The organism is Kocuria sp. CPCC 205231, assembly GCF_040980965.1.
GTDB classification, from domain to species: Bacteria; Actinomycetota; Actinomycetes; order Actinomycetales; family Micrococcaceae; genus Kocuria; species Kocuria rosea.
The window spans coordinates 58338-79621 of sequence record NZ_JAVKPP010000009.1 but is presented as its reverse complement, the minus strand read 5'-3'; the positions used below and the strand labels follow the sequence as shown (position 1 = coordinate 79621).

Below are 21284 nucleotides of genomic sequence, written 5' to 3'. Positions count from 1 at the left end.
CCGGCCGCCCCGGGGCGCGGGGGCCGGGTCAGACCAGGACGATGGTGCGGTTGCCGGAGAGCACCACGCGGCCCTCGGCGTGCCACTTCACGGCGCGGGACAGCGCCTGCATCTCGGCGTCGCGGCCCACCGCCACGAGGTCCGCCGGGGTGTGGGCGTGGTCCACGGGCATGACGCGCTGGGCGATGATCGGGCCCTCGTCGAGGTCCGCCGTCACGTAGTGGGCGGTGGCCCCCACCATCTTCACGCCCCGGGCGTAGGCCTGGTGGTAGGGCTTGGCGCCCTTGAACGAGGGCAGGAAGGAGTGGTGGATGTTGATGCACTTCCCCGACAGCTCCCGCGTCAGCTCGTCGGAGAGCACCTGCATGTAGCGGGCCAGCACGACCAGCTCGACGTCGTAGCGGTCCACGAGCTCGAGCAGCCGGCCCTCGGCCTGCGGCTTGGTCGCTGCCGTGACGGGGATGTGGTGGAAGGGGACCTCGTGCCACTCCACGAGGCTCTTGTGGTCGAGGTGGTTGGAGACCACGGCCACGATCTCGATGGGCAGCTCGCCGATCCTGGTGCGGTGCAGCAGGTCCGTGAGGCAGTGGGAGAAGCGGGACACCATGACGAGCACCCGGGTCCGGCGCTGCACGGAGACCAGCCGGAACCGCATGTCGTGCTGCTCCGCGACCGGGGCGAAGCCCTCGGTCAGGGACTCCACGGTGGCGGTGCCGGCCTCGCTGACGGTGTGGCAGCGGATGAAGAACTCGTCGGTGAAACGGTCCGAGAAGTGCTTCACGTCGAAGATGTCGCAGCCCTGCTGCGTCAGGTTGGACGTGATGGCGCTCACGAGCCCGTGGGCCTCGGGGCAGTGGACGGTCAGGACGTGTTCGACGGTCCCCTGGGCGGGCATGGGCGGGCTCCTCGGCGCTGATGACGGGTGCGCCGCGCGGTCCGGTCTCGACGACGGCGGGCGCGGCCCTACGATCCTAGCCCCAGCGGGCAGGGCGCCGGGACGGCGTGCGGAGCGGGACGACCGGGGCGGAGGTGGTGCGGTGTAGACCGATGGCCGCGGGAACGGGCGGTAGGAGTCCGCCCGGCGCGGGGAGAGATGCGCCTCCCATGGAGGACCCGCGGCCATCGGCAGGCGTTGAACGCCTCAACAGAGGAGAGCCGTGGGCTGAGCGGCTTTCAGAACACGGATGCCGCAGACGGTGCACCCCCCAGTGCGTCCGAATCGGTCCGATCCGTGCAATTTCCCCCATTGCTGTGGTTCTCACCACGATCGCAACCTTATCCGACGCGGTGCCGCGTCCGCACCCGGTTTCCGCGGGGAATTCGCGGGGCGGGCCCTGAGCCGCCGGCCGCCCCCGGAACGTGGGCCCGTCGGCGGGGCGCGGGGGCGGCGGAATCGGCAGGGAATCCGCTCCGACCAGGGGTTTCGCGGACGGCTGCGGAGCCGGGGGCTCCGCCGGCCGCCCGGGATGTCCCCTCAAGTGAGGACAGCCTCGGTTTGCCTTCGTGACGACCGGTCAGGCGACGCTCGTGTTGAAGAGCAGGCCGAGGAGATACGTGGCCAGGGCGGCGCCGTAGCCGATGGCCAGCTGGCGCAGCCCGCGCTTCCAGGGTGAGGCCCCGGAGAGCAGCCCGACCAGGCCGCCCGTCACCAGCAGGGCGAGCCCCACGAGGACGAGGGCCACGAGCATCGCGGGGACCCCGGTGAGGCCCGCCAGGTACGGCAGGATCGGGATGATCGCGCCGGAGGCGAAGAAGCAGAAGCTCGACGCCGCGGCCCCCAGGTCGGTGCCGAGGGCCACGGTGGAGTGCGGCGCCGGCTCGTCCTCGACGGTGTCGCGGAACGACCGGGAGGGATCGCAGTCGCACTCGAAGAAGCCCAGCCGCTCCGCCGCACGGTGCTCGGCGGCCTCCTCGCTCATGCCCCTCGCCCGGTAGATCAGCACGAGCTCGTTGGCGTCCAGGTCCAGGTTCGGCGCCACGTGCAGCGTCACCTGGGTCGGCTGGGAGGCGTCGAGCAGCTCGCGCTGCGAGCGCACGGACACGAACTCCCCGGCCCCCATGGACAGCGCTCCCGCGAGCAGGCCGGCGATGCCCGCGAAGAGCACCATCCCGGGGGAGGTGCCGGTGGCGCCCACGCCCATGACCAGCGCGAGGTTGGACACGAGGCCGTCGTTGGCGCCGAAGACCGCTGCCCGGAAGTTGCCGGAGAGCTTGTGCCGGCCCTCGGTGGCGAGGGCGCGGATGATCTCCTCGTGCACCGCCTCGTCGGCCGCCATGGCGTCGGACGCGTCCTCCTCCCGGTCGTAGGGGGAGCGGCTCTCGGCGCGCTGGATCAGGGCCAGGACGAAGACGGAGCCGAAGTGCGTGGCGAGGAAGATCAGCAGCCGGGAGTACAGGGACGGCCGGGCCTCGGCCTCCGCGTGGGGGCCGAGCAGCCGGACCCAGTGCTCGGCGTGGCGCTGCTCGGCCTCGGCGACCTGGTGCAGGATCTCCTGCTCCCGGCCGGTGCTGCGGGCGGCGAGGAGGCTGTAGATCCGCGCCTCGGCGCGCTCCTCCGCGAGGTACTTGCGCCAGCGGCGGATCTGTCCGCGCTCGGGCCGGGCCGGGCGGGCGGGGTCTCCCCGGGGCGTGGGGGCGTGGGCGTCGGGTGCGGGTGTCATGCGGCCTTCCTCGGGCCCGGCGCGGCCCGGGGCGGCACGGGGCGCGCGGGGTCCGACCGGGGTGCGGTGTCGTCCGGAAGGTCTCGTTCGCCCGCGGGCACGGGTGGGCTGCCGGGACTCCTCGTCGAGACCGGGATGGCGACAGACCGACGGGTGCACGGCACCCGGGAACTACTCCCCTTCGCTTCCCGACGAGTGTAGACCCGGGGCGCCGGCCCCGGGATTCGGTGCGCCGAAGCCGCGCGGGAGTGCTCAGCGGGTGGCGGCCGCCGCGGGGCGGCGCAGGATCGCGTACGACCCGATGCCCGCGAGCATGCCCCAGAACGGGGAGACGATGCCGTAGGGGGCGATGCCGGAGACCGTGACCACCAGGGTGATGAGCGCCGCCTCGATGACGGCCGGCTGGTGCCGGCCGGGGTGCATGCTGTCGAAGAAGGACCCCTGCAGGGCGCCCAGCAGGGCCACCCCCGCGAGGGCCGTGATCATCCCCGGGGGGATCGCCGCGAACGCGGCGACGAGGGTGTCCGCGAACAGGCCGAAGAGGACGTAGAAGACCCCGCACGAGATGCCGGCCACGTAGCGGCGGCCGAGGTCCGGGTGGGACTCGGGGCTGGTCGCGATGCCCGCGGTGACGGCCGCGAGGTTCAGGGCGTGGCTGCCGAAGGGCGCGAAGGCGACCGACGCGACGCCCGAGGCGCCGAGCAGCAGGCGGTCGCGGGCGGCGTAGCCCGCCGTGTGCATCATGGCCAGGCCCGGGGCGTTCTGCCCGGCCGCGGTCACGATCAGCAGCGGGATGCTGATCCCGGCGATCGCCTCCCACGAGAACGTGGGCACGGTCAGCACCGGCTGGGTGAGGGACAGGTCCAGGGCCACGGGCTCGATCCGGCCGCGGACGAGAGCCGTCAGCACGCCCAGGCCCAGCGCGGCGAAGACGGCGTAGCGGGGGAAGAACCGCCGGCCCAGGAGGTAGCCGAGGACGAGGGCGCCCGCCACCCACGGGTTCTCGACGACGGCCGCCGCCACCTTGATGGCGAAGGGGAAGAGCACGCCGGCCAGGACGGCAGCGGTGATGGGCTTCGGCACGGCGGCCAGCATCCGGCCGATCAGCCCCGTCACGCCCAGGACCAGGCCCAGGACGCCCGTGACCACGTAGGCGCCCACCGCGTCGGAGAAGGAGTAGCTGCCGAGCGAGGTGATGAGCAGCGCCGCCCCCGGGATGGACCACGCCACCATGACGGGCTGGCGCGTCCACAGGCTCATGAGGGCGCACGTGACGCCGGAGCCGACCGAGACGGCCCACAGCCAGGAGGAGGTGAGCTCCGGGCTGAGCCCGCCCGCCCGGGCGGCCTCGAGGACCACGAGCACGGGCCCCGAGTAGGAGACGACGACGGCCACGAAACCCGCCAGGGCCGCCGACGCCGACCAGTCCCGCCGGAGGCCGCGGGCAGGCTGCCCGTCCTGCCGGATGGTGATCGGCACGTGGCGGCTCATGGGGTGCTCCTGGGTGGCGAGGTCGGATGACGGCGTCCGGCCGCAGGACCGGACGGCGGCGTCAGGACCGGACGGCGCCACCCGGTGGCGGAACAGCGGACCGTGCCAGCCTAGGACGCCGCTCACCCGGGGATAAATATCGATCCTGCATGATTCTTCGCCCCCGGCATATGAGTGGGCGGGCGGGGTCAGGAGTCGACGGTGTCCGGGGCCGCCGGGGTGCGCCACTGCCGGCGCTCGGGGGCGATGACCGAGGCCTCGTCGCGGGTCTCCGCGGGGAAGGAGCCCACGCCCCAGTGGAAGCGGTACGGATCGGCGCAGCCCCAGCCGAAGCGCAGGCCCTCGACGAGCTTCTGCGCCGCCTCCGGGAAGTCAAGCGGGGCCGTGGTCCACGGCTGGTCCCAGCCCGTGGGCTCGTTCCACTCGTCCTCGTGGAAGAAGGTGGCGTCCACGGGCCAGGCCGCGTGCGCGAGCTGGCCGCCCGAGAGCACGGCGCACTCCACGCCGTGCGGGCCGACCCCGGCCCACGCGACGGGCGCCTCCGACCGGTCGTCGTCGCGCTCGTACTCCACGACGAGGAAGTCGTTCCAGGGCAGCCGGGCGAGCACCGTGGCGATGAGCCGGCGCAGGTCCTCCCACACGTCCTCGCCGGCCACCGGGGCCGCCGCGTCCGGCAGGACCACGCCGATGCCGGCGCGGCCCAGCATCTCCTGGGCCTCCGGGGTGGCCAGGTCGGACCAGGTCCTCGTGTCGGCGAAGCCGTCCCCCGCGGGCTCCCCGGCCGGCTGGCGGGCGGAGGCGAAGCGCATGGCCTCCTCCCATGAGCCGAAGAAGCGGCGGACGCCGTCGAAGTAGGGGCGGCGGGTGCTGCCCGCCTCCTGCTCGACGACCCACCGGCCGTAGCGGGCGGTGGTCGGGTGGTGGCCGGTGCTGCGGCAGTGGGAGAGGAACGCCGTCACGGCGGTCGCGTACTCCTCCTCCGTGAAGACGTGCTCGAGGGCGGGCTCCGCGCCGGCCTGCAGCCCGATCCGCTCGAGCGCCACGTCCCACCGCCCGCCGCCCAGGCGCTGGGAGACGGTGCGCTCGGGAACGGGCCAGTGGTGGGCGAGCACGCACAGGAAGTCGGACTCCGTGCACAGGCCCAGCCGTGCGATCTCGTAGCTGTGCGCGCTGAGCGGGCGGCAGGAGGCCTTCTCGGCGCAGTGCTGCTGGGCGGCCCCGATCAGACCCAGGGTCCGCCGGGTGAGCGAGCCGTCGGCGTCGGACGCCGCGAGCAGCCCCGTGACGTCGCGGACCAGGGCAGTGCTCAGGTTCAGCGCCGCGTAGTCGGGGGCCGGGGCCAGGCCGAGGTGCTGGGCCATGACCAGCCACACGCCGGCGCCGACCGCGCCGTCGTTGAGGTCCGGGGCGGAGGCGTCCCGCGGGAAGCGCTCGCCCAGGTGGGCGATCGCCGCGTCCAGCAGGGCGGTCGACTCCTCGGGGAACAGCAGCTGGAAGCGCATCCGCACCTGGCCGCGGGTCATCCCGCGGTCGGCCATCGCGTGGATCAGGGAGCCATAGCGCTGCACGAAGGCTGCGAGACCCGCCACGGCATGAGGCATGGAGGATCCTCCGGTCGGATGGTCAGATGGTCGGATCGGCTCGGGGAAGGCGCCCGGGCCGAGGGGGCCGCGCCGCCGTACGACACCACGCCGCCGCACGACACCACGCACTTCCGATGCTAGTGCCTGCTCCCCGGTCGTCGCGCGTGCGGGGGAATGTGACCCCCTGATGACGCGTCCAGCAACGGCCGGTGGACGAACCCGCAGGTCACGGCGTGAGCAGGCCCCGGATGTCCTCGGCGGTGAGGGCGCTGGAGAACATCCTGTCGTCGTCCAGCACGGCGGTGAACAGCCTGGCCTTGCGCTCCTTGAGCTCCATGACCTTCTCCTCGATCGTGTCCCGGGCCACGAGCCGGTAGACCATGACCTTCTTCTGCTGACCGATCCGGTGGGTCCGGTCCACGGCCTGCTCCTCGGTGGCGGGGTTCCACCACGGGTCCAGGAGGAAGCAGTAGTCCGCCTGGGTGAGGTTGAGCCCGAAGCCGCCGGCCTTGAGGCTGACCAGGAACACGGGGACCTGCCCGGACGTGAACCGCTCGAGCACCCTGGCCCGGTCCGTCGTGGAGCCGTCGAGGTAGGCGTAGGGGATCCGCAGCTCGTCCAGGCGGGCCGCAGCCTTCTTGAGGAAGCTCGTGAACTGGCTGAACACCAGGGGCCGGTGGCCCTCCGCCACGATCTCGGGCAGGTGCTCGAAGAGCAGGTCGAGCTTGCTCGAGGAGACGTCCGCCGTGGGGTCCACGAGGGACGCGTCGAGGCTGAGCAGGCGCAGGGTGGTCAGGGACTGGAAGATCGTGAACCGGTTGCGGTCGAGGTCGCGCAGCAGGCCCAGGACCTTCTGCCGCTCGCGCTGCAGGCGCGTGTCGTAGATGCGGCGGTGCGCGGGGGAGAGCTCCACCTCGATGGTCTGCTCGAGCTTGGGGGGCAGCTCCAGGTCCACGGACTCCTTGGTGCGGCGGAGCATGAGGGGCTTGACGCGGCGGCGCAGCCGGGCGAGGGCGGCGGCGTCCTCCCCGCGCTCGATGGGGCGCTGGTAGGTCTCCGTGAACTTCCGCCGGGACGGGAACAGGCCGGGCGCCGTCAGGGACAGGAGCGCCCACAGCTCCACGAGGCTGTTCTCGAGGGGGGTGCCCGTGATCGCCAGCTTGAACGGGGCGTCCAGGTCCTTCGCGGCCCGGTGCGCCTTGGTCCGCGGGTTCTTCACGAACTGCGCCTCGTCGAGGAGCACCCCCGCCCAGGACATCCCCCGGTAGGCGGCCTCGTCCAGGCGCAGCAGGGTGTAGGAGGTCACCACCACACGGGCGCCGGCGGCGGCGTCCACGAGATCGGTGCCGGCCTTGGCCTGGGTGTCGGTCACGCCCACGACCGGCAGGGACGGGGCGAAGCGGCGGATCTCCGCCGTCCAGTTGGGCACCACGGAGGTCGGGGCGACCACCAGGAACGGGGGGAGGTCCGGGTCGCGCTCGACGGCGCGGCAGATCAGGGCGATGGCCTGCACGGTCTTGCCCAGACCCATGTCGTCGGCGAGGATCCCGCCCAGGCCGTGGTCCCACAGCACGCTCAGCCACGAGTAGCCGTCGCGCTGGTACGGCCGCAGCTCGGCGTGCAGGGTCGCGGGCACGGGGGGCGCCTCGAGGGTCTCGAGCTCGAGCAGGGAGCGCACCCCCTCCCGCCAGGCCTCGGCCTGGTCGGTGTCCGTCGCGACGTCCTCGAAGTCCTGCCACAGCCCGGCCTGGTGCCGGTGGATGCGCAGCGGCCCCTCGGGGCTCTCCTGCAGCGAGCGGGCCTCGGCGATCAGCTCGCGCAGCCGGTCGAACTCGGGGCGGTCCAGGGAGAACCAGGACCCGTCCGGGGCCAGCATCACGTCCTGGCCGAGGTCGAGGGCGCGGAAGACGTCGGCGAAGGAGATGTAGAACTCGCCCACCTTGACCGTGACCCCGAGGTCGAACCAGTCGCGGCGCTCGGTGGCGGCGGTGCTGACGGTGATGGTGGGCGGGTCGGCGATCTGCTGGTAGGCCATGCGCCCGCCGGTGTGCTCGATCCGCAGGTCCGGGACCTTCTCGAGAGCGGGCAGCCACTCCCGCACGAGCACCAGCGCGTCCTGCGCCACGTAGCTCGAGCGGCGGAAGTCCACCCCCGGCGCCCGGTGCCGGACGGCGGCGGTGACCGCCGTCTCCCAGGACGACTCGCGGTGCACGGGCTCGTCGGCGAGCGGGTCCTCGGGGCGGAAGGGCAGCAGGATCCGGTCGCGGCCCTTCTGGTACTCCCACTCCCAGCGGGCGCGGATCGTGAGCTCCTGGTGCTCCAGGGTGAGCACCAGCTCCGGGTCCGCGACCTGCGGCAGCTCGATGGACCCGTCCCCGGTGTCCACGTCCATGCTGCGGTGCAGGCGCGGGAAGTAGCGGTCGAAGAACTCCTCGACCTCGTCCTCGGGGATCCGCAGACCGCCCGCCGTGTCCAGGAACCGCCGCTGCTCGCGGGTGAGCCGGGTGGCCAGGGGCACGAGGCGCAGCGGGAAGACGTTGAGGTCCTCGGTGTCGGCGACGTCCTGCGGGTCCCCGTCCGGGGCGAACAGCCCGTGCCCGGGGTCCCCGATGATCCGGGCGGTGCCCAGGGCGATCCGGCGGCCGCCGCTGTCCACCGTGGGCCGCAGCTCGAGGTCCTTCCCGGGCCCGCGCAGCACGTCCACGTGGAAGCGTCCGGGCTCCTCGACCGTCACGGGCAGCCCGTGCTCCCGGCCGACCAGGGTGATCCCGGCGGTCTCCGCCCGGGCGAGGATGCCCCACAGGAGGGGGGAGGCGTAGGAGTCGAGCCGGATCCAGTGCCGGTCGTGCACCGCGTAGGGGGAGCGGGTGGCGCTCAGCGCCCGGAGCTCGTCGAACCAGTCGACCTGGGCGGGGCTCAGCGACCACCGGCCGGCGTCGGCGGTGACGCTCTCCCAGTCCAGCCCGCCCTTGATCCACCCGCCCCGCCGGCCCCGGCGCACCGGGCGGACGTAGAGGTGCCACGGCGAGCCCGCCCGGCCCGTGCCGTGCACGTAGCGGTACGGCTCCCGGCGCAGGTCGAACTCCAGGGCCACCCCCTCGGGCTCCTCCGCGGGCGGTTCCGCGGCGTCCGGCCCGCCCAGTATCTCGGTCAGGGCGTCCTTCCAGTCGGGCGCCCCGCCGCGTCGCCCGGGCGCGGTGCCCGCCCGGGGGGCGGCACCCTCGGGGGCCGCGGCGCCGGCCGGGGACGACGGCGCCGCGGTCCCGCCCTGCTGGTGGGCCCGGACCGCGGTCTCGAAGTTGTGGCGCAGCACGGTGGCCACGGCGTGCTTGCAGAACCCGCCGGCCGGGCAGCTGCACCAGGCCGGTCCCGGGGCGCCGCCGGCCCCGACCCGCACGGAGACCGAGTACACCGACCCGGAGCCCTCGACCTCGGCGGAGAGGCTGCCGGACCCCTCGGCGCCCGGGGACCAGCGCACGGCGCGCACACGTCCGGTGCGGAAGTACTCCTGGCCGCGGCGGAAGACGGCGGGCCCGGAGGCGGCGACGAGCCGCCGGGAGTCCACGAGGGGACCGGGAGGGGAGTGCATCGTCCCACCGTATCGGGCCGGGGCGCCGGGCGCCGCGCGTGCGGAGCGGCCCCGCGGGCTCTCTATAATCGAGGCGACCCCTCGAACGACGACAGCGGCCCCACGTGCGGCCGCGGACGGAGGACTCGTGCCCGACACTGCTGGGCTCCGCCTCGGAGACCATGCCATTGCCGACAGTGCCGAGGAGCTCGCCTACCTCCGCTGGAACGACGCGGTCTGCGCGGCGTTCTTCGGCCCGGACCGGGCGGGAGAGCTGATCTACCTCGACCTCGACGACAAGACGCTCGCCGCGATCGGCGAGGAGCGCGGCCTCGACGGGCCCTCGACCCTGCGGGCGCTCGCCGACTCGGTGACGCCTCTGCTGGTGACCGAGGACGGGCGGCGCTCGGTGTTCGACGTCTTCAACCGGCTCAACGGCCAGTGGTACCGCGCCACCCGCCGCAGCCTGGACTCCATCGCGGAGATCCCGCCGCCGCCCGTCGTCGCGCTGCTCGCCCTGTTCGCGCTCGCCGGGCGGCACATGTCGACCCTGGCCGCGCGCACGGGCAACAAGTCCGTCTCCACGTTCTTCCTGCCCCTGACCGTGCTCCTGCAGGCCGGCCCGGAGAACGCGAAGGCCCTCGAGTCCTCCTTCAAGAAGGACACCGAGGCGTACTGGGACGCGCTGCGCTACTGGCTCGAGCTGCGCAACGGCGAGATCGGGCTGCCCACGGCGTACGCGGTGAACCAGCGGCCGGTCGGGCTCGCGCTGTCCCAGACGATGTTCGGCGAGGCCGAGCGGCGCCAGCTGCACCGCATGTTCGAGGACCTGGGGATGACCACCGCGCAGGGGCTCTCCGCCGCCGAGCTCGGGGTCTACCTCGACTTCTGGCTCGACATGGCCGAGACGAAGGCGTCCAAGGCCATGAAGCAGGTCTGGGCGAACCCCCTCACCCGCGAGCCCGGTCTCGAGATCGCGCTGGCGGAGCTCGCGGTCTGGGAGCAGTCCCGCGAGCAGGCCCGCGCCGAGGTCCGCGCGAACGGCCGGGGGCCCGGCCGCAGCGCCGTGAAGTCCTGCTCGCTGTCCCTCACGGACAGCACCGACTACGTGGGCAACCCCGTGTTCGAGCTCGGCTTCGTGGTGCCCAAGCGCTTCCTCTCCGGCCGGGAGGTGGAGCTCGAGACCACGGCGGGGCCCCGCACCGTGTTCCTGTCCTTCATCGGGGACGCCTTCCTGGGGGTCTCCGCCTACACCGCGCGGATGGACCCGGGGACGCTGCTGGGCGGGACCCTGCAGCTCAGCGCCGGGGACGTGCGCTTCGAGCGCCACCCGCGCCCCGTCGTCATCTTCGCGAAGGACGGGTTCTCGGACACCTTCATCTCCGTGGACCACATCCCCGCGGCCTGGCCGTGCCGGATCATGGTCCGGGACGAGCCGGAGTGGATCGCCCAGATCAAGCGGATCCTCGACGACTCCGCCTCCCCGGACTACCGCTTCGTGGAGGCCGGCAGCCACGGCCTCGCCGAGGGGTGGGTGATGTTCGACGACGTGCAGGTGCTGCGCGCGGGCAACCCGGAGCTGACCGCGAACGACAACTTCTCCGGCCTGGTGCCCCGTCTCGTGCCCGCCGTGACCCTCTCCGGCGGGCTGCGGATCCCCGGCGATGTGGTGCGCTGGTCCGCGCTGCGCCCGCCGCAGGTGACCATCACCTCGGACACGGACGCGCCCCTCACCGTGGAGTGCGAGTGGCGCAACCCGCACTCCTTCAAGCTGGAGAAGGCCAAGCTCGTGGAGGGGCGCGTGCCCCCGTTCCAGATCTCGCTGCACGGCACGCCGATGGCGCGGGCGGACCGGACCCTCAAGCCCAACGACTACACCCTCGTCCTCAAGGCGGGGCGCACGGTCCGGCAGCGCCGTGAGTTCAAGCTCCGGGACTCGTCCTTCCACCTGACCCAGCGCTCCCTCGGCTACGAGGGCGAGATGGTGCACGTCGAGGAGGAGCCCCTGTGGCCCGTCACCGCGGGCATCGTGGCGGAGCTGCCCGAGCGGTACGTGCAGGGCGCGTTCGACAACCTGCCCGCACGGGAGGCGGCCGGGGACCACGAGGTCCCCGGCGCCCCGGGCTGGCACTCCTCGGAGGGGCAGCTGCTGCTCGAGCGCACCAACGCGCTGCCCGAGCCGGAGGGGCGCTCCTGCCTGGCCACCGGCCGGCACCGCATCGTGCTGCCGGCCATGGAGCCCAAGGCGAAGGCGCCGTGGATCTTCGGGCAGTGCGCCCAGTGCGGGCTGCAGAAGCGCTATCCGGGCCGGCTCACGAAGCCCTCCGCGCTCACCTCCACCGGCTCCGTGGAGGCGCTGCGCTTCATCGGCCCGGACGAGGGGGAGTACCCGACGTCCTGGGCGCCGTTCCGTGACGCCCTCACGTTCCTGGGCGGCGGGAAGCGCTCGAGCCTGTCCATCGTGGCCCGCCAGCTCGAGGACTCCGAGCGGTTCGAGGAGTGGTTCGTGGGCCACCTGCAGGCCCTCGGCTTCCTCGAGGTGGTCCGCGACGAGCACTGGACCGTGCGGCGCTGGCAGGTCTGCGGGCCCTCCCTCACCCAGCTCGTGGACGGCTCCGTGCTGCTCACGGGCGGCTGGACGCCGGAGAAGGAGGCCGTGGTCGCGGAGGCTGCCGCGGCCCAGGACGCGTCCGTGGTGGTGCTCTCCCCGGAGGACCACGGGACCACCCTGCTGCAGGACGTGGACCTCGGGACGCTGCAGGAGGCGCTGCCGGTGGGGCTGTGCGACGTCGTCTTCGACGCCGGGCCCGCGATGCTGGAGACCCTGCCCCCGCTGTCCGAGGTCGAGGAGCAGCTGCGGCGCGCGGAGATGCAGTACAACGGGGTGGCCGAGCGCTTCGTCCCCGAGGACGCCACGTGGGAGCTCACCGAGGACCGGAACCGCCCGGGGCTGTACCGGATCAACCACCACCACCGGACCCGGTACGCGTTCCGCACCCCGGCCGACGTCGAGTCCGGCCACGCCCGGTTCGTGGCCTCGGGCATCGGCAAGCACTTCGCGGCCCGGCAGGCGGGGGTGCCGATCGTCTCCTACGACCCCGAGCTGGAGCTGCTCTCCGTGCCCATCGGCGCGGAGCTGGCCGGGCTCTACGCCCGCGCCGCCGTCCTGTGCTCCGGGCTGCTGCCCGCCAAGGTGGACGAGGACTTCTCGCTCAACTACGGGGACGTCACGCCCGAGTTCGCCCAGACCCTGGTGGACAAGCTCATGAGCTGAGCGGGCGGCCGGTACGGACGGGCCCCGGGTCGGTGTGCGACCCGGGGCCCGTCCGCGCCCGGTCCGGCGGCGGGGGTGCTGCGGGGGAGGCGCTCAGGCGTCCGCGGTGATCAGCTCCGCCGCGCGCTCCCCGATCATGTAGACGGTGATGTTGGGGTTCACCGTGGTCAGCTCCGGCATCACCGAGGCGTCGGCCACGCGCAGGCCCGCCACCCCCTTGACCCGCAGCTGCGGGTCGAGCGGGGACATCGGGTCGTCGGCCGGTCCCATCCGGCAGGACCCGGCCGGGTGGTAGACGGTGTTGTGGGTGCGCCGGACGTAGTCGGCGATCTCCTCGTCGGTCTGCACGTCCGGGCCCGGGAACAGCTCCGCACCGGCCCACTCGGCCAGCGCCGACTGGGCGACGATCTCCCGGGCCCTGCGGATCCCGGCGGTCATGATGCGCAGGTCGTAGCCCTCGGGGTCGGTGAAGTAGCGGGGGTCGACCCGGGGCTTGTCCCGGAAGTCCCGCGAGCGCAGGCGCACCGTGCCGCGGGAGCGCGCGTGGGTGACGTTCGGGGTGAGGCAGAAGGCGTTGTCCGAGGTGGGGTAGCCCTGCCGGTAGGTGTGCAGGTCGAAGTTGACCGAGCCGTAGTGCATCATCAGGTCCGGCCGGTCGGTGTCCGGGTCCACCTGGGTGAAAATCCCGGCCTCCCACCACTGGGTGGACTCGGTGACCATGGGCCGGCGGGCCTCCCACTGGAGCACGCCCTCGGGGTGGTCCTGCAGGTGCTCGCCGACGCCGGGGGCGTCCACGAGCACGTCCACGCCGACCTCGCGCAGGTGCTCGGCGGGTCCGATCCCGGAGAGCATCAGCAGCTTGGGGGTGTCGATGGCGCCGGCGGAGACGACCACCTCGCGGCGGGCGCGCACGGTCCGGGACGTGCCGAAGGCGTTGTCCACCACCTCGACGCCGGTCGCCCGGCCGTCCTCGACGACCACGCGCTTGGCCTGGGTCGAGTGCAGGACCGTGAGGTTGTCCCGGTCGGCGGCCGGGTGCAGGTAGGACACGGACGAGGACGCCCGGGTGCCGTCGGCGCGGCGGTTGACCTGGAAGAAGTTCGCGCCGTTGACCACGGTCTTGCCGGTGTTGAAGGTGGTGCGCGGGATCCCCGCCTGCTCGCAGGCCTCGAGCAGGGCGACGCCGCAGGGGTCGTCGTCCGGGATCTGCATCAGGTGCACGGGCCCGTCGTGGCCGTGGTGGGCGCCCTCGTCGTCGTTGGTCTCGAGCTTCTGGTAGAGCCGGAAGGCGGTCTCGGCGTTCCAGCCCTCGGCGCCGTGGACCTCCTCCCACTCGTCCAGGTCCTCGGCCGGGGCCCAGAACGCGATGCACGAGTTGTGCGACGAGCAGCCGCCCAGCACCTTGGCGCGGGCCATGCGCATGTGCGAGTTGCCGTTCTCCTGCTCCTCGACGGGGTAGTCCCAGTCGTAGCCGGACTCCAGCAGCTCCATCCACCGGCTGAGGGTCAGCACCTCGTCGATGTCCCGGTCGTGCGGTCCGGCCTCGATCAGCCCGACGCTCACGGACGGGTCCTCGGACAGGCGGGCGGCGACGACGGCGCCGGCGGAGCCGCCGCCGACCACCAGGTAGTCGAACTCCTGCGGGGTCTCGGGCGCTGGGGTGGTGCTGGGCGTGGTCATGTCTCTCCTCGGGAAGGTCTCGGGACGTTTTCGCGGCGTGGCAGTTCTAGGGGCGCGCCGGCGTCGTCGTCGTGCGGGCGACGACGACGCCGGGCGGGCGCGGGTCAGGGTGCGGCGAACCAGCCGGTCACGGCGGGGGCCGTGTTCTGGTAGACGTGCTTGAGCTCCTGGTACTCGCCCAGGCCGGTGGGGCCGAGCTCGCGCCCGACGCCCGACTGCTTCATCCCGCCCCACTCCGCCTGCGGCAGGTAGGGGTGGAAGTCGTTGATCCAGATCGTGCCGTGGCGCAGCCGGCTCGCCACGCGGTGGGCGCGGCCGGCGTCCGCGGTCCACACGGCCCCGGCGAGGCCGTAGATCGTGTCGTTGCCGATCTCGACGGCCTCGTCCTCGGTGCGGAAGGTCTCGACCGTGACGGTGGGGCCGAAGGCCTCGTCGTGCACGCAGTCCATCTCGCGGGTGCAGCGGTCGATCACGGTGGGCGGGTAGAAGAAGCCCCGTCCGAGGTCCAGCGACCCGTCGGCGGACGTCCCGGTGGAGTGCTCGCCGCCGGTGCGGACGCGCGCCCCCTGCTCGCGGGCGCGCTCCACGTACGCGTGCACCTTCTCGCGCTGGGCCGCCGAGATGAGGGGCCCGGTCTCGGCCTGGTCGTCGAAGGGGCCGCCGAGGCGGATCCGCTCGGCCCGGCGGACGAGCTCGTCGACGAAGCGCTCGGCGATCGGCTCCTCGACCACCAGGCGCGCCCCGGCCGAGCAGACCTGCCCGGAGTGCACGAACGCGGCGTTGAGGGCGTTGTCCACGGCGGCGTCGAAGTCGGCGTCCGCGAAGACCACGTTGGGGTTCTTGCCGCCGAGCTCCAGGGCGACCTTCTTCACGGTGGGCGCGGCGGCGGCCGCGATCCGCCGGCCGGTCAGCACGCCGCCGGTGAAGGAGACGAGGTCCACGTCGGGGGAGGAGGACAGCGGCGCGCCCGCCTCGGCGCCGGCGCCCAGCACGAGGTTGGCCACGCCGTCGGGCAGGCCGACCTCCTGGAGGACCTGCATCATCAGGATCGCCGTGTGCGGGGTGAGCTCGGCGGGCTTGAGCACGAAGGTGCACCCGGCGGCGATCGCCGGGGCGATCTTCCACGCGGCCTGGAGCAGCGGGTAGTTCCAGGGCGTGATCATCCCGCACACGCCCACGGGCTCGGTGACGACCTTCGAGACCACGGTGGGGTCCCCGGCGTCGACGACGCGCCCGGCCTGCTCCGCGGCGGCCTTGCCGAAGTACGTGAAGCACGCGGCGATGTCGTCCATGTCGATCTCGGACTCGACCAGCCGCTTGCCGGTGTCGAGGGACTCGGCGCGGGCGAACTCGTCCTTGCGCTCGCGCAGCCGGGCGGCGACCCGCAGCAGCAGGTCCCCGCGCTCCGGCGCCGGCACGGACGACCAGCGGCCGTCGTCGAAGGCGCGGCGGGCCGCGGCGATCGCGCGCTCGGTGTCCTGCGCGGTCGCCTCGGCGACGGTGCCGACCTCGGCGCCGTCGGCGGGACAGACGATGGTGCGGGTGCCGCCCTCGGCGGCGGCCTGCCACTGGCCGTCGATGAACAAGGTGCTGCTCACGGGTGTGCCTCCTTCGCCGCGGGGATCTGCCCCGTCGGCACGTCGTGGATGTCGGTGGACCAGTCGGGGTGGCCCTGCTCGCCGTCCTGGATGACGGACGGCCCGTCGTGGATGCTCAGGAAGGCAAGGTGCGCCTCCCAGCTGTCGAGGACGTCGTTGATGACCTGCTCGTGGCTCCAGTCCATGACGTCCGTGCCCTGGGAGCCGGTCTCGTTGAAGACCTCCAGGCGGTAGTACAGGTCGGAGTCCGGGTTGGTGCGGAACCCGCCGAAGGCCGGCACGGGTGTGGCCACCGGATAGATCTGGTAGCAGAAGTCCCGGTCCTCGCCCATCCGCACGGTCAGCGTGTGCTCGGACAGGTCCTGGTAGCCGACCACCGAGCTGGTGAGCTCGGCGTCGAGGCCCTGGGCCCGGAACTCCTCGACGACCTCCGCGAGGGCGGGGACGAGCGCCTCGTCCTCGTAGCGGCGCACGGCCTTCGGGCCCGGGAACGAGCCGGTCCGGGAGAGCCGCCGGCGCCAGTGGCTGTCCGGGCCGGGGATGCGGGACGCGGCCGCGGAGCGGCGGGTGGAGCTGCGCCCCTCGCGCTGGGAGCGCTCGGCGCGCAGGGCCTTCCAGAACCCGATCATGACCAGGTACATCACGATCGAGAAGGGCAGGCCGATGATCAGCGTGGCGGCCTGCAGGGTCGGCACCCCGCCCACCAGCAGCATCGCCAGGGTCAGCAGCCCGGTGGCGGCGGCCCAGAAGATGCGCAGCCACTTGGGCCCGTCCTGGGTGGGGTCCTGGATCGTCGAGGTGAACGTCGACATCACGAGCGCGCCCGAGTCGGCGCTCGTGACGTAGAACAGCAGCCCGGCCAGCGAGGCGAGCGCGATGAGCACCGGCGCGCCCGGGTACTGCTCGAGCAGCGAGTAGAACGCCCGCTCGGGGGTGTTCATGGCGGCCTGGCCGAAGGCGTCGTCGCCGCCCGTGACGATCGCCAGGGCGCTGTTGCCGAAGACCGAGACCAGGATGAGGATGAACAGGAACGGCACGGTCAGGGTCGCGATCACGAACTCGCGCAGGGTGCGGCCCCGGGAGATCCGCGCCAGGAACAGGCCGACGAACGGCGCCCAGGCGATCCACCAGGCCCAGAAGAAGAGGGTCCACCCCGCCATCCACTCCGCCGCACCGGTGTAGGCGAACGTCTCCATGGTCATCCCCGGCAGCGAGGAGACGTAGTCGCCGAGGTTCTGCACCGTGGCGTCGAGCAGGAACGAGGTCCGGCCGGCCACGAGCACCCAGACGATCAGCGCCACGGCCATGAGCACGTTGAGCTCGGAGAGCCTGCGGATGCCCTTGTCCACGCCCGAGACGCACGAGGCGGTGGCCATCACCACGGCCACGACGATCAGCCCGATCTGCGCCGCGGTCCCCTCCTCGATCCCGAAGAGCAGGTAGAGGCCGTAGTTGAGCTGCACCACGCCGATGCCCAGCGAGGTGGCCACGCCGAAGATCGTGCCGAGCAGCGCCGCGATGTCCACGACGTCCCCCGTGCGCCCCTGCACCCGCTTGCCGATCAGCGGGTAGAGGGCCGAACGGATGCTCAGGGGCATGTTCCACCGGTAGGCGAAGTAGCCGAAGGCCATGCCCATCAGCGCGTACATCGCCCAGCCCGTGACGCCGTAGTGGAACAGCGTCCACACCACGGCCATGCGGGTGGCCTCGGCCGTCCCGCCCTCCCCGGCGGGCGGGCCGTAGTACTGGGTGACGGGCTCGGCCACGGAGAAGAACAGCAGGTCGATGCCGATGCCGGCGGCGAAGAGCATCGCGGTCCAGGTGAACAGGTTGTACTGCGGCTTCGAGTGGTCGGGGCCCATCTTGATGGTCCCCTCGCGGGAGAACGCCACGACCAGGACGAAGACCGTCACCACCGTGGCGGTGAGGACGTAGAACCAGCCCATGTTGGTCGCGATCCAGCCGACCACGGCGCTGATCACCGCGGAGGCCTGGTCGGGGGCGAGGATCGCCCACAGGGAGAACAGGACGATGGTGATGCCCGAGCCGGCGAAGACCGTCCGGTTCACGGCCGGCCGGGAGCGCCCGGCGGGTGGGGTGCCGCTCTCGGGCGGTGACTGGTGCAGGGCGGAAGTCATGGGACGAGTCCTCCTGGAAGTGGTGATCCGGGTCGGGGAGCACCTGCCGGGTCCAGCGCGGACCGGGCAGGGGCGGGACGTCGTCGTGCCCGCGGACCGGTGCGGCGGCCGAAACCCGCGCCCCGGGGATGCTCAACATCGTGTCACCACCCTTCCGGTTGGTAAAGTCCTTTCTCATGAGCACCTCCTCCCGCGAGCGCATCCTCGACGGCGCCCTCGAGCTGATCCGGGGCGGCGGCACGGTCTCCCTGGCGTCGGCCGCGCGGCAGGCGGGTCTGACCAAGCCCGGGGTGATGTACCACTTCCCCACCAAGGAGGCGCTGATGCTCGCCCTGGTGGACCGGGTGATGGACGGCTGGGACGCGCAGATGGCCCGCCGCCTGACCGGCCCCCCGGAGCAGGTGCCCGCGGCGGAACGGCTGCGCGCCTACCTCGACTGGTGCCTGTCCGGGGAGGTCGACGAGACCGACCTCGTGATGCTCACCGACCAGCGGCTGCGCGCCACGCTCAAGGAGCGCTGGGTCGCGCGGGTGGAGCCGTGGGTGCACCTGCCGGCGGACCTGCCCGCCGAGCGCCGGAGCCGGCTGCTGGCCGTGCGGCTGCTCGCCGACGGCGTGTGGTTCGCCGACGCCGCGGGCGTCTTCGCCCCCGACCCGCAGGAGCGGGCCCGGGTCAGGGCGGTCGCCGACGAGCTCCTGGCGGGCTGAGCCGTGCTGCGCCGGCTGCTGCTGCTCGCCGCCGTGCTCGCCGAGGTGGCGGCCACGCTGTCGCTGAAGGCGGCTCTGGGCGAGCCCGCCTGGTACGCGCTCGTCGTCGCCGGCTACCTCGCCGCGTTCACCCTCCTGGCGGCCGTGCTGCGCCGCGGCATGCCGGTGGGGGTCGCCTACGGCGTGTGGGCCGCCCTCGGGGTGATGCTCACCGCCCTGGCGGCGGCCGTGGTCTACGGTGAGCGGCTGAGCCCGGCCGTGCTGGCCGGGATCGTGCTGGTCGTGGCCGGCGTGCTCTGCGTGGAGCTCGGCTCCCGCCGCCCCGCCCCCGAGACCGAGGAGGCGGCCTGATGGCCTGGCTCTTCCTCAGTGTCTCGATCCTCACCGAGGTCGCCGGAACCCTGTCCCTGCGGATGGCCGCCCGGGGCCGCCGCCGCTGGTACGCCGCCGTGGCCGTCGGCTACCTGGTGGCGTTCACCTGCCTGAGCCTCGTCCTGGCCGAGGGCATGGCGCTGGGCGTCGCCTACGGCATCTGGTCGGCCTCCGGCGTGGCGCTGACGGCGCTGGCCGGCCGGGTCCTGTTCCGCGAGCCGTTCACCTGGGTGACGGCGGCCGGGGTGGCCCTCATCGCCGGCGGAGTGCTCCTCATCGAGCTCGGCGCCCCGCCGGTCTGAGCGGTCCCCGGTGCCGGGCCGGGTCCGGCGCCCCGTCCCGGGTGGTGCGGCGCCGGATCTCGTGTAGAGTAGTCCGCAGTTGTTGAGGTTCGTTTTTGTCTTTCAAGCAGTTCGGCCCACTCGGGTGCAGCAGTTTTTCTGAGAAGACGTTTTCCATGCATCACAACTGTTTTGTTTCTCGAACGTCGGGAAACGTTCATCTCATGAAGGATCAGGTCTCCCATGACTACCGGTATCGTCAAGTGGTTCAACGCTGACAAGGGCTTTGGCTTCATCACCCCCGAGGACGGCTCCAAGGACGTCTTCGCCCACTTCTCCGCGATCAACTCGAACGGCTTCCGCTCGCTGAACGAGAACGACCGCGTCGAGTTCGAGACCCAGGACGGCCCCAAGGGCCCCCAGGCTGCGAACATCAACGTCATCTCCTAAGGATCTTCCGCGGGCTCCGGCCCGTTGATCCTCCAGAACCGTCGTCGGGCTGCGCCCGGCGGCGGTTCTGTCGTCGTACCCGCCGAGCAGCACCGGGAGGAAGCGCCGTGACCGTTCCCGATCCGCTCCCCGCCGCGGAGGAGCCGGAGGACCCCTTCGTGGTGAACCGGGTCTCCGACGCCGAGCTGGACGTCTCCGTGCCGTTCGAGGTCGAGGCCTCCGAGTGGGGATTCGACGGCTCCGCCGACGAGGCCGGCGGCGGGTGGGGCTCGGCGGGGGACTACGGCCTCGAGTGAGCACCCCGCGGGTCCCACCGGCGCTCCGGACGTCACCGTCCTCCCGCACGACGGAGGCCGCAGCCCGACGGGCTGCGGCCTCCGTGCGCTCCTGTCCGCCGGCTATGCCGACAGCGGGAGGGACGAGGGGTGGAGCTTGAAGAACGGGTGCCGTCCGGTCGCCGCGAGGGCTCCGGGAACGAGGAGCTGGCGGTACTTGGCGCACCATTGCGCCGTACCCTCCGTGTGCTCCGCCGCGGCGGCCAGGTCGTCGGCCTCGGGGCTCAGGTACTCCTGCACGTCCCCGTCGGTCGACGTGAGACGGACGAGGTGGAGATCGGGGAGGGCGGTGACGGTCACGTCGATCCACTCCTCGCGCTGGTCGGTGGTGATGGCTGTTCTTTCTTCGGACATGGTCATGTTTTCTCCTGACGTTCTTGCAGGCATCCGATGGCGTTGCCCGCCGCTTCGTCATCCGATCCACCCGGGAACATCGGGTTGGCGCGCAGCGGGTCGGAGCCCCTCCACGGTTCCGCCGGGGATCGTCGATCTCCGGCCGAGGGCGTGGACGCCGCATCTCGAGAAGCAGGTTCAGGCTACCCCGCGGCACCGACACCTCGACAAGCGAGTCGTGAGTTGTGTCACTGAAACGTAATGCGCGGGGCCGTCGCCTGCGCCGTCCCCGGTACTACGGGACCCATTCCAGCGCAACGATGTGTCGTCGAGATGTCCGGGCGGTGACACCCCGGGGAAGGCCTGTGCACAGGAGGGGGCACCGGATCCGGCCGGGTCGCCGCACGCGGACACGGTTCGGCCGATGTGGTTCAATGGGGAGAGCTTCAAGAGACCCGGTCGGCAAGCTCCGACTTGACCGGGCACCAACCCCATGTTCACGGGTGGTTCGGATGACGAAGCGGCTCGCATCGCCGCAGCAGCGGTACCCGGTGCGAGCAAGAGCGCACGAAGGATCCCGGTCATGTCCGACCCCCGCAACTCCGCCGCCCGCACGGGCGCGTTCCCCCAGCCCTCCCACGCCGTCCCGGCCACCGGGGTCGGGACCCGCCGCGACCCCGCGCCGAGCGTCCCGGCGATCAGCGTCTCCGCCATGAGCGTCGAGGACTACGCCCGCGTGGTGCAGGTCCGCACCGAGTTCGTGGACTTCCTGCTGGCTCCGGCCCGCGGGGAGCTCGCCGCCGCGGCCTGAGGC

16 protein-coding genes and 1 riboswitch are annotated in these 21284 nt (G+C 72.7%); of the genes, 7 read left to right on the top strand and 9 right to left on the bottom strand.

Annotated elements, in window-relative coordinates; all coding sequences use genetic code 11:
* Positions 1-28: 28 nt before the first annotated feature.
* The 5 genes from purU to RF640_RS11135 all read right to left on the bottom strand — a co-directional run bounded on the left by purU (position 29) and on the right by RF640_RS11135 (position 9323).
* Positions 29-895 carry a formyltetrahydrofolate deformylase gene (gene purU / locus RF640_RS11155; protein ID WP_017832143.1) on the bottom strand — a complete coding sequence of 289 codons (867 nt, stop codon included), beginning with the start codon at positions 893-895 and terminating at the stop codon, positions 29-31.
* Positions 896-1514: 619 nt separating this feature from the next.
* Positions 1515-2660, bottom strand: coding sequence for a VIT1/CCC1 family protein (locus RF640_RS11150; RefSeq protein ID WP_035926957.1), 1146 nt, complete (start codon positions 2658-2660; stop codon positions 1515-1517).
* Positions 2661-2912: 252 nt separating this feature from the next.
* On the bottom strand, positions 2913-4151 hold the full coding sequence (locus RF640_RS11145) for a benzoate/H(+) symporter BenE family transporter (protein ID WP_035926960.1): 1239 nt from the start codon (positions 4149-4151) through the stop codon (positions 2913-2915).
* 188 nt (positions 4152-4339) lie between these two features.
* Entirely contained in the window at positions 4340-5752 is a 1413-nt protein-coding gene (locus tag RF640_RS11140; RefSeq protein WP_035926964.1) for a hypothetical protein, read from the bottom strand.
* A 208-nt stretch (positions 5753-5960) separates the two neighbouring features.
* On the bottom strand, positions 5961-9323 hold the full coding sequence (locus tag RF640_RS11135) for a DEAD/DEAH box helicase (protein ID WP_109222535.1): 3363 nt from the start codon (positions 9321-9323) through the stop codon (positions 5961-5963).
* A gap of 127 nt (positions 9324-9450) precedes the next feature.
* Between RF640_RS11135 and RF640_RS11130 the strand changes: the two genes are divergently transcribed.
* Positions 9451-12576, top strand: a complete 3126-nt coding sequence (locus tag RF640_RS11130) for a hypothetical protein (protein WP_368827863.1) — start codon at positions 9451-9453, stop codon at positions 12574-12576.
* Between the two features lie 93 nt (positions 12577-12669).
* Here the strand turns inward: RF640_RS11130 and RF640_RS11125 are convergent, their stop codons facing one another.
* From RF640_RS11125 to betT, 3 genes are all read right to left on the bottom strand, one after another.
* Positions 12670-14256 carry a GMC family oxidoreductase gene (locus tag RF640_RS11125; protein ID WP_109222537.1) on the bottom strand — a complete coding sequence of 529 codons (1587 nt, stop codon included), beginning with the start codon at positions 14254-14256 and terminating at the stop codon, positions 12670-12672.
* A 104-nt stretch (positions 14257-14360) separates the two neighbouring features.
* Positions 14361-15854, bottom strand: a complete 1494-nt coding sequence (locus RF640_RS11120) for an aldehyde dehydrogenase family protein (RefSeq protein WP_109222538.1) — start codon at positions 15852-15854, stop codon at positions 14361-14363.
* Entirely contained in the window at positions 15851-17992 is a 2142-nt protein-coding gene (gene betT / locus RF640_RS11115) for a choline BCCT transporter BetT (RefSeq protein WP_017832151.1), read from the bottom strand. Before betT ends, RF640_RS11120 begins: the two co-directional genes overlap by 4 nt.
* 176 nt (positions 17993-18168) lie before the next feature.
* Here betT and RF640_RS11110 point away from each other — a divergent pair, with 176 nt between their 5' ends.
* The 5 genes from RF640_RS11110 (at position 18169) to RF640_RS11090 (ending at position 20098) form a co-directional block, all read left to right on the top strand.
* Positions 18169-18699 carry a TetR/AcrR family transcriptional regulator gene (locus RF640_RS11110; protein WP_109222540.1) on the top strand — a complete coding sequence of 177 codons (531 nt, stop codon included), beginning with the start codon at positions 18169-18171 and terminating at the stop codon, positions 18697-18699.
* 3 nt (positions 18700-18702) lie between these two features.
* Positions 18703-19050 (top strand): multidrug efflux SMR transporter, encoded by a 348-nt coding sequence (locus RF640_RS11105; protein WP_109222541.1) that lies wholly within the window; start codon positions 18703-18705, stop codon positions 19048-19050.
* Positions 19050-19373 carry a multidrug efflux SMR transporter gene (locus RF640_RS11100; RefSeq protein ID WP_017832154.1) on the top strand — a complete coding sequence of 108 codons (324 nt, stop codon included), beginning with the start codon at positions 19050-19052 and terminating at the stop codon, positions 19371-19373. The genes RF640_RS11105 and RF640_RS11100 overlap by 1 nt, the downstream gene beginning before the upstream one ends.
* Positions 19374-19595: 222 nt before the next feature.
* On the top strand, positions 19596-19802 hold the full coding sequence (locus RF640_RS11095) for a cold-shock protein (protein WP_017832155.1): 207 nt from the start codon (positions 19596-19598) through the stop codon (positions 19800-19802).
* 107 nt (positions 19803-19909) lie between these two features.
* Positions 19910-20098, top strand: a complete 189-nt coding sequence (locus RF640_RS11090) for a hypothetical protein (RefSeq protein WP_017832156.1) — start codon at positions 19910-19912, stop codon at positions 20096-20098.
* A gap of 102 nt (positions 20099-20200) precedes the next feature.
* On the opposite strand, the gene RF640_RS11085 is transcribed toward RF640_RS11090, so the two are convergent.
* Complete coding sequence (locus tag RF640_RS11085) at positions 20201-20497, bottom strand: hypothetical protein (protein WP_017832157.1); 297 nt, start codon at positions 20495-20497, stop codon at positions 20201-20203.
* A gap of 417 nt (positions 20498-20914) precedes the next feature.
* Positions 20915-21040, top strand: a riboswitch (SAM riboswitch).
* A gap of 13 nt (positions 21041-21053) precedes the next feature.
* On the opposite strand from RF640_RS11085, the gene RF640_RS11080 reads away from it, so the two are divergent.
* Positions 21054-21281: a hypothetical protein gene (locus tag RF640_RS11080; RefSeq protein WP_368827858.1), complete on the top strand. Its 228-nt coding sequence runs from the start codon at positions 21054-21056 to the stop codon at positions 21279-21281.
* Positions 21282-21284: the final 3 nt, after the last annotated feature.

Coding starts and splice junctions, on each gene's coding strand:
- purU (WP_017832143.1), bottom strand. CDS start 895: ATGCCCGCCCAGGGGACCGTCGAACACGTCCTGACCGTCCACTGCCCC.
- RF640_RS11145 (WP_035926960.1), bottom strand. CDS start 4,151: ATGAGCCGCCACGTGCCGATCACCATCCGGCAGGACGGGCAGCCTGCC.
- RF640_RS11085 (WP_017832157.1), bottom strand. CDS start 20,497: ATGACCATGTCCGAAGAAAGAACAGCCATCACCACCGACCAGCGCGAG.
- betT (WP_017832151.1), bottom strand. CDS start 17,992: ATGACTTCCGCCCTGCACCAGTCACCGCCCGAGAGCGGCACCCCACCC.
- RF640_RS11135 (WP_109222535.1), bottom strand. CDS start 9,323: ATGCACTCCCCTCCCGGTCCCCTCGTGGACTCCCGGCGGCTCGTCGCC.
- RF640_RS11110 (WP_109222540.1), top strand. CDS start 18,169: ATGAGCACCTCCTCCCGCGAGCGCATCCTCGACGGCGCCCTCGAGCTG.
- RF640_RS11125 (WP_109222537.1), bottom strand. CDS start 14,256: ATGACCACGCCCAGCACCACCCCAGCGCCCGAGACCCCGCAGGAGTTC.
- RF640_RS11150 (WP_035926957.1), bottom strand. CDS start 2,660: ATGACACCCGCACCCGACGCCCACGCCCCCACGCCCCGGGGAGACCCC.
- RF640_RS11095 (WP_017832155.1), top strand. CDS start 19,596: ATGACTACCGGTATCGTCAAGTGGTTCAACGCTGACAAGGGCTTTGGC.
- RF640_RS11140 (WP_035926964.1), bottom strand. CDS start 5,752: ATGCCTCATGCCGTGGCGGGTCTCGCAGCCTTCGTGCAGCGCTATGGC.
- RF640_RS11100 (WP_017832154.1), top strand. CDS start 19,050: ATGGCCTGGCTCTTCCTCAGTGTCTCGATCCTCACCGAGGTCGCCGGA.
- RF640_RS11080 (WP_368827858.1), top strand. CDS start 21,054: ATGTCCGACCCCCGCAACTCCGCCGCCCGCACGGGCGCGTTCCCCCAG.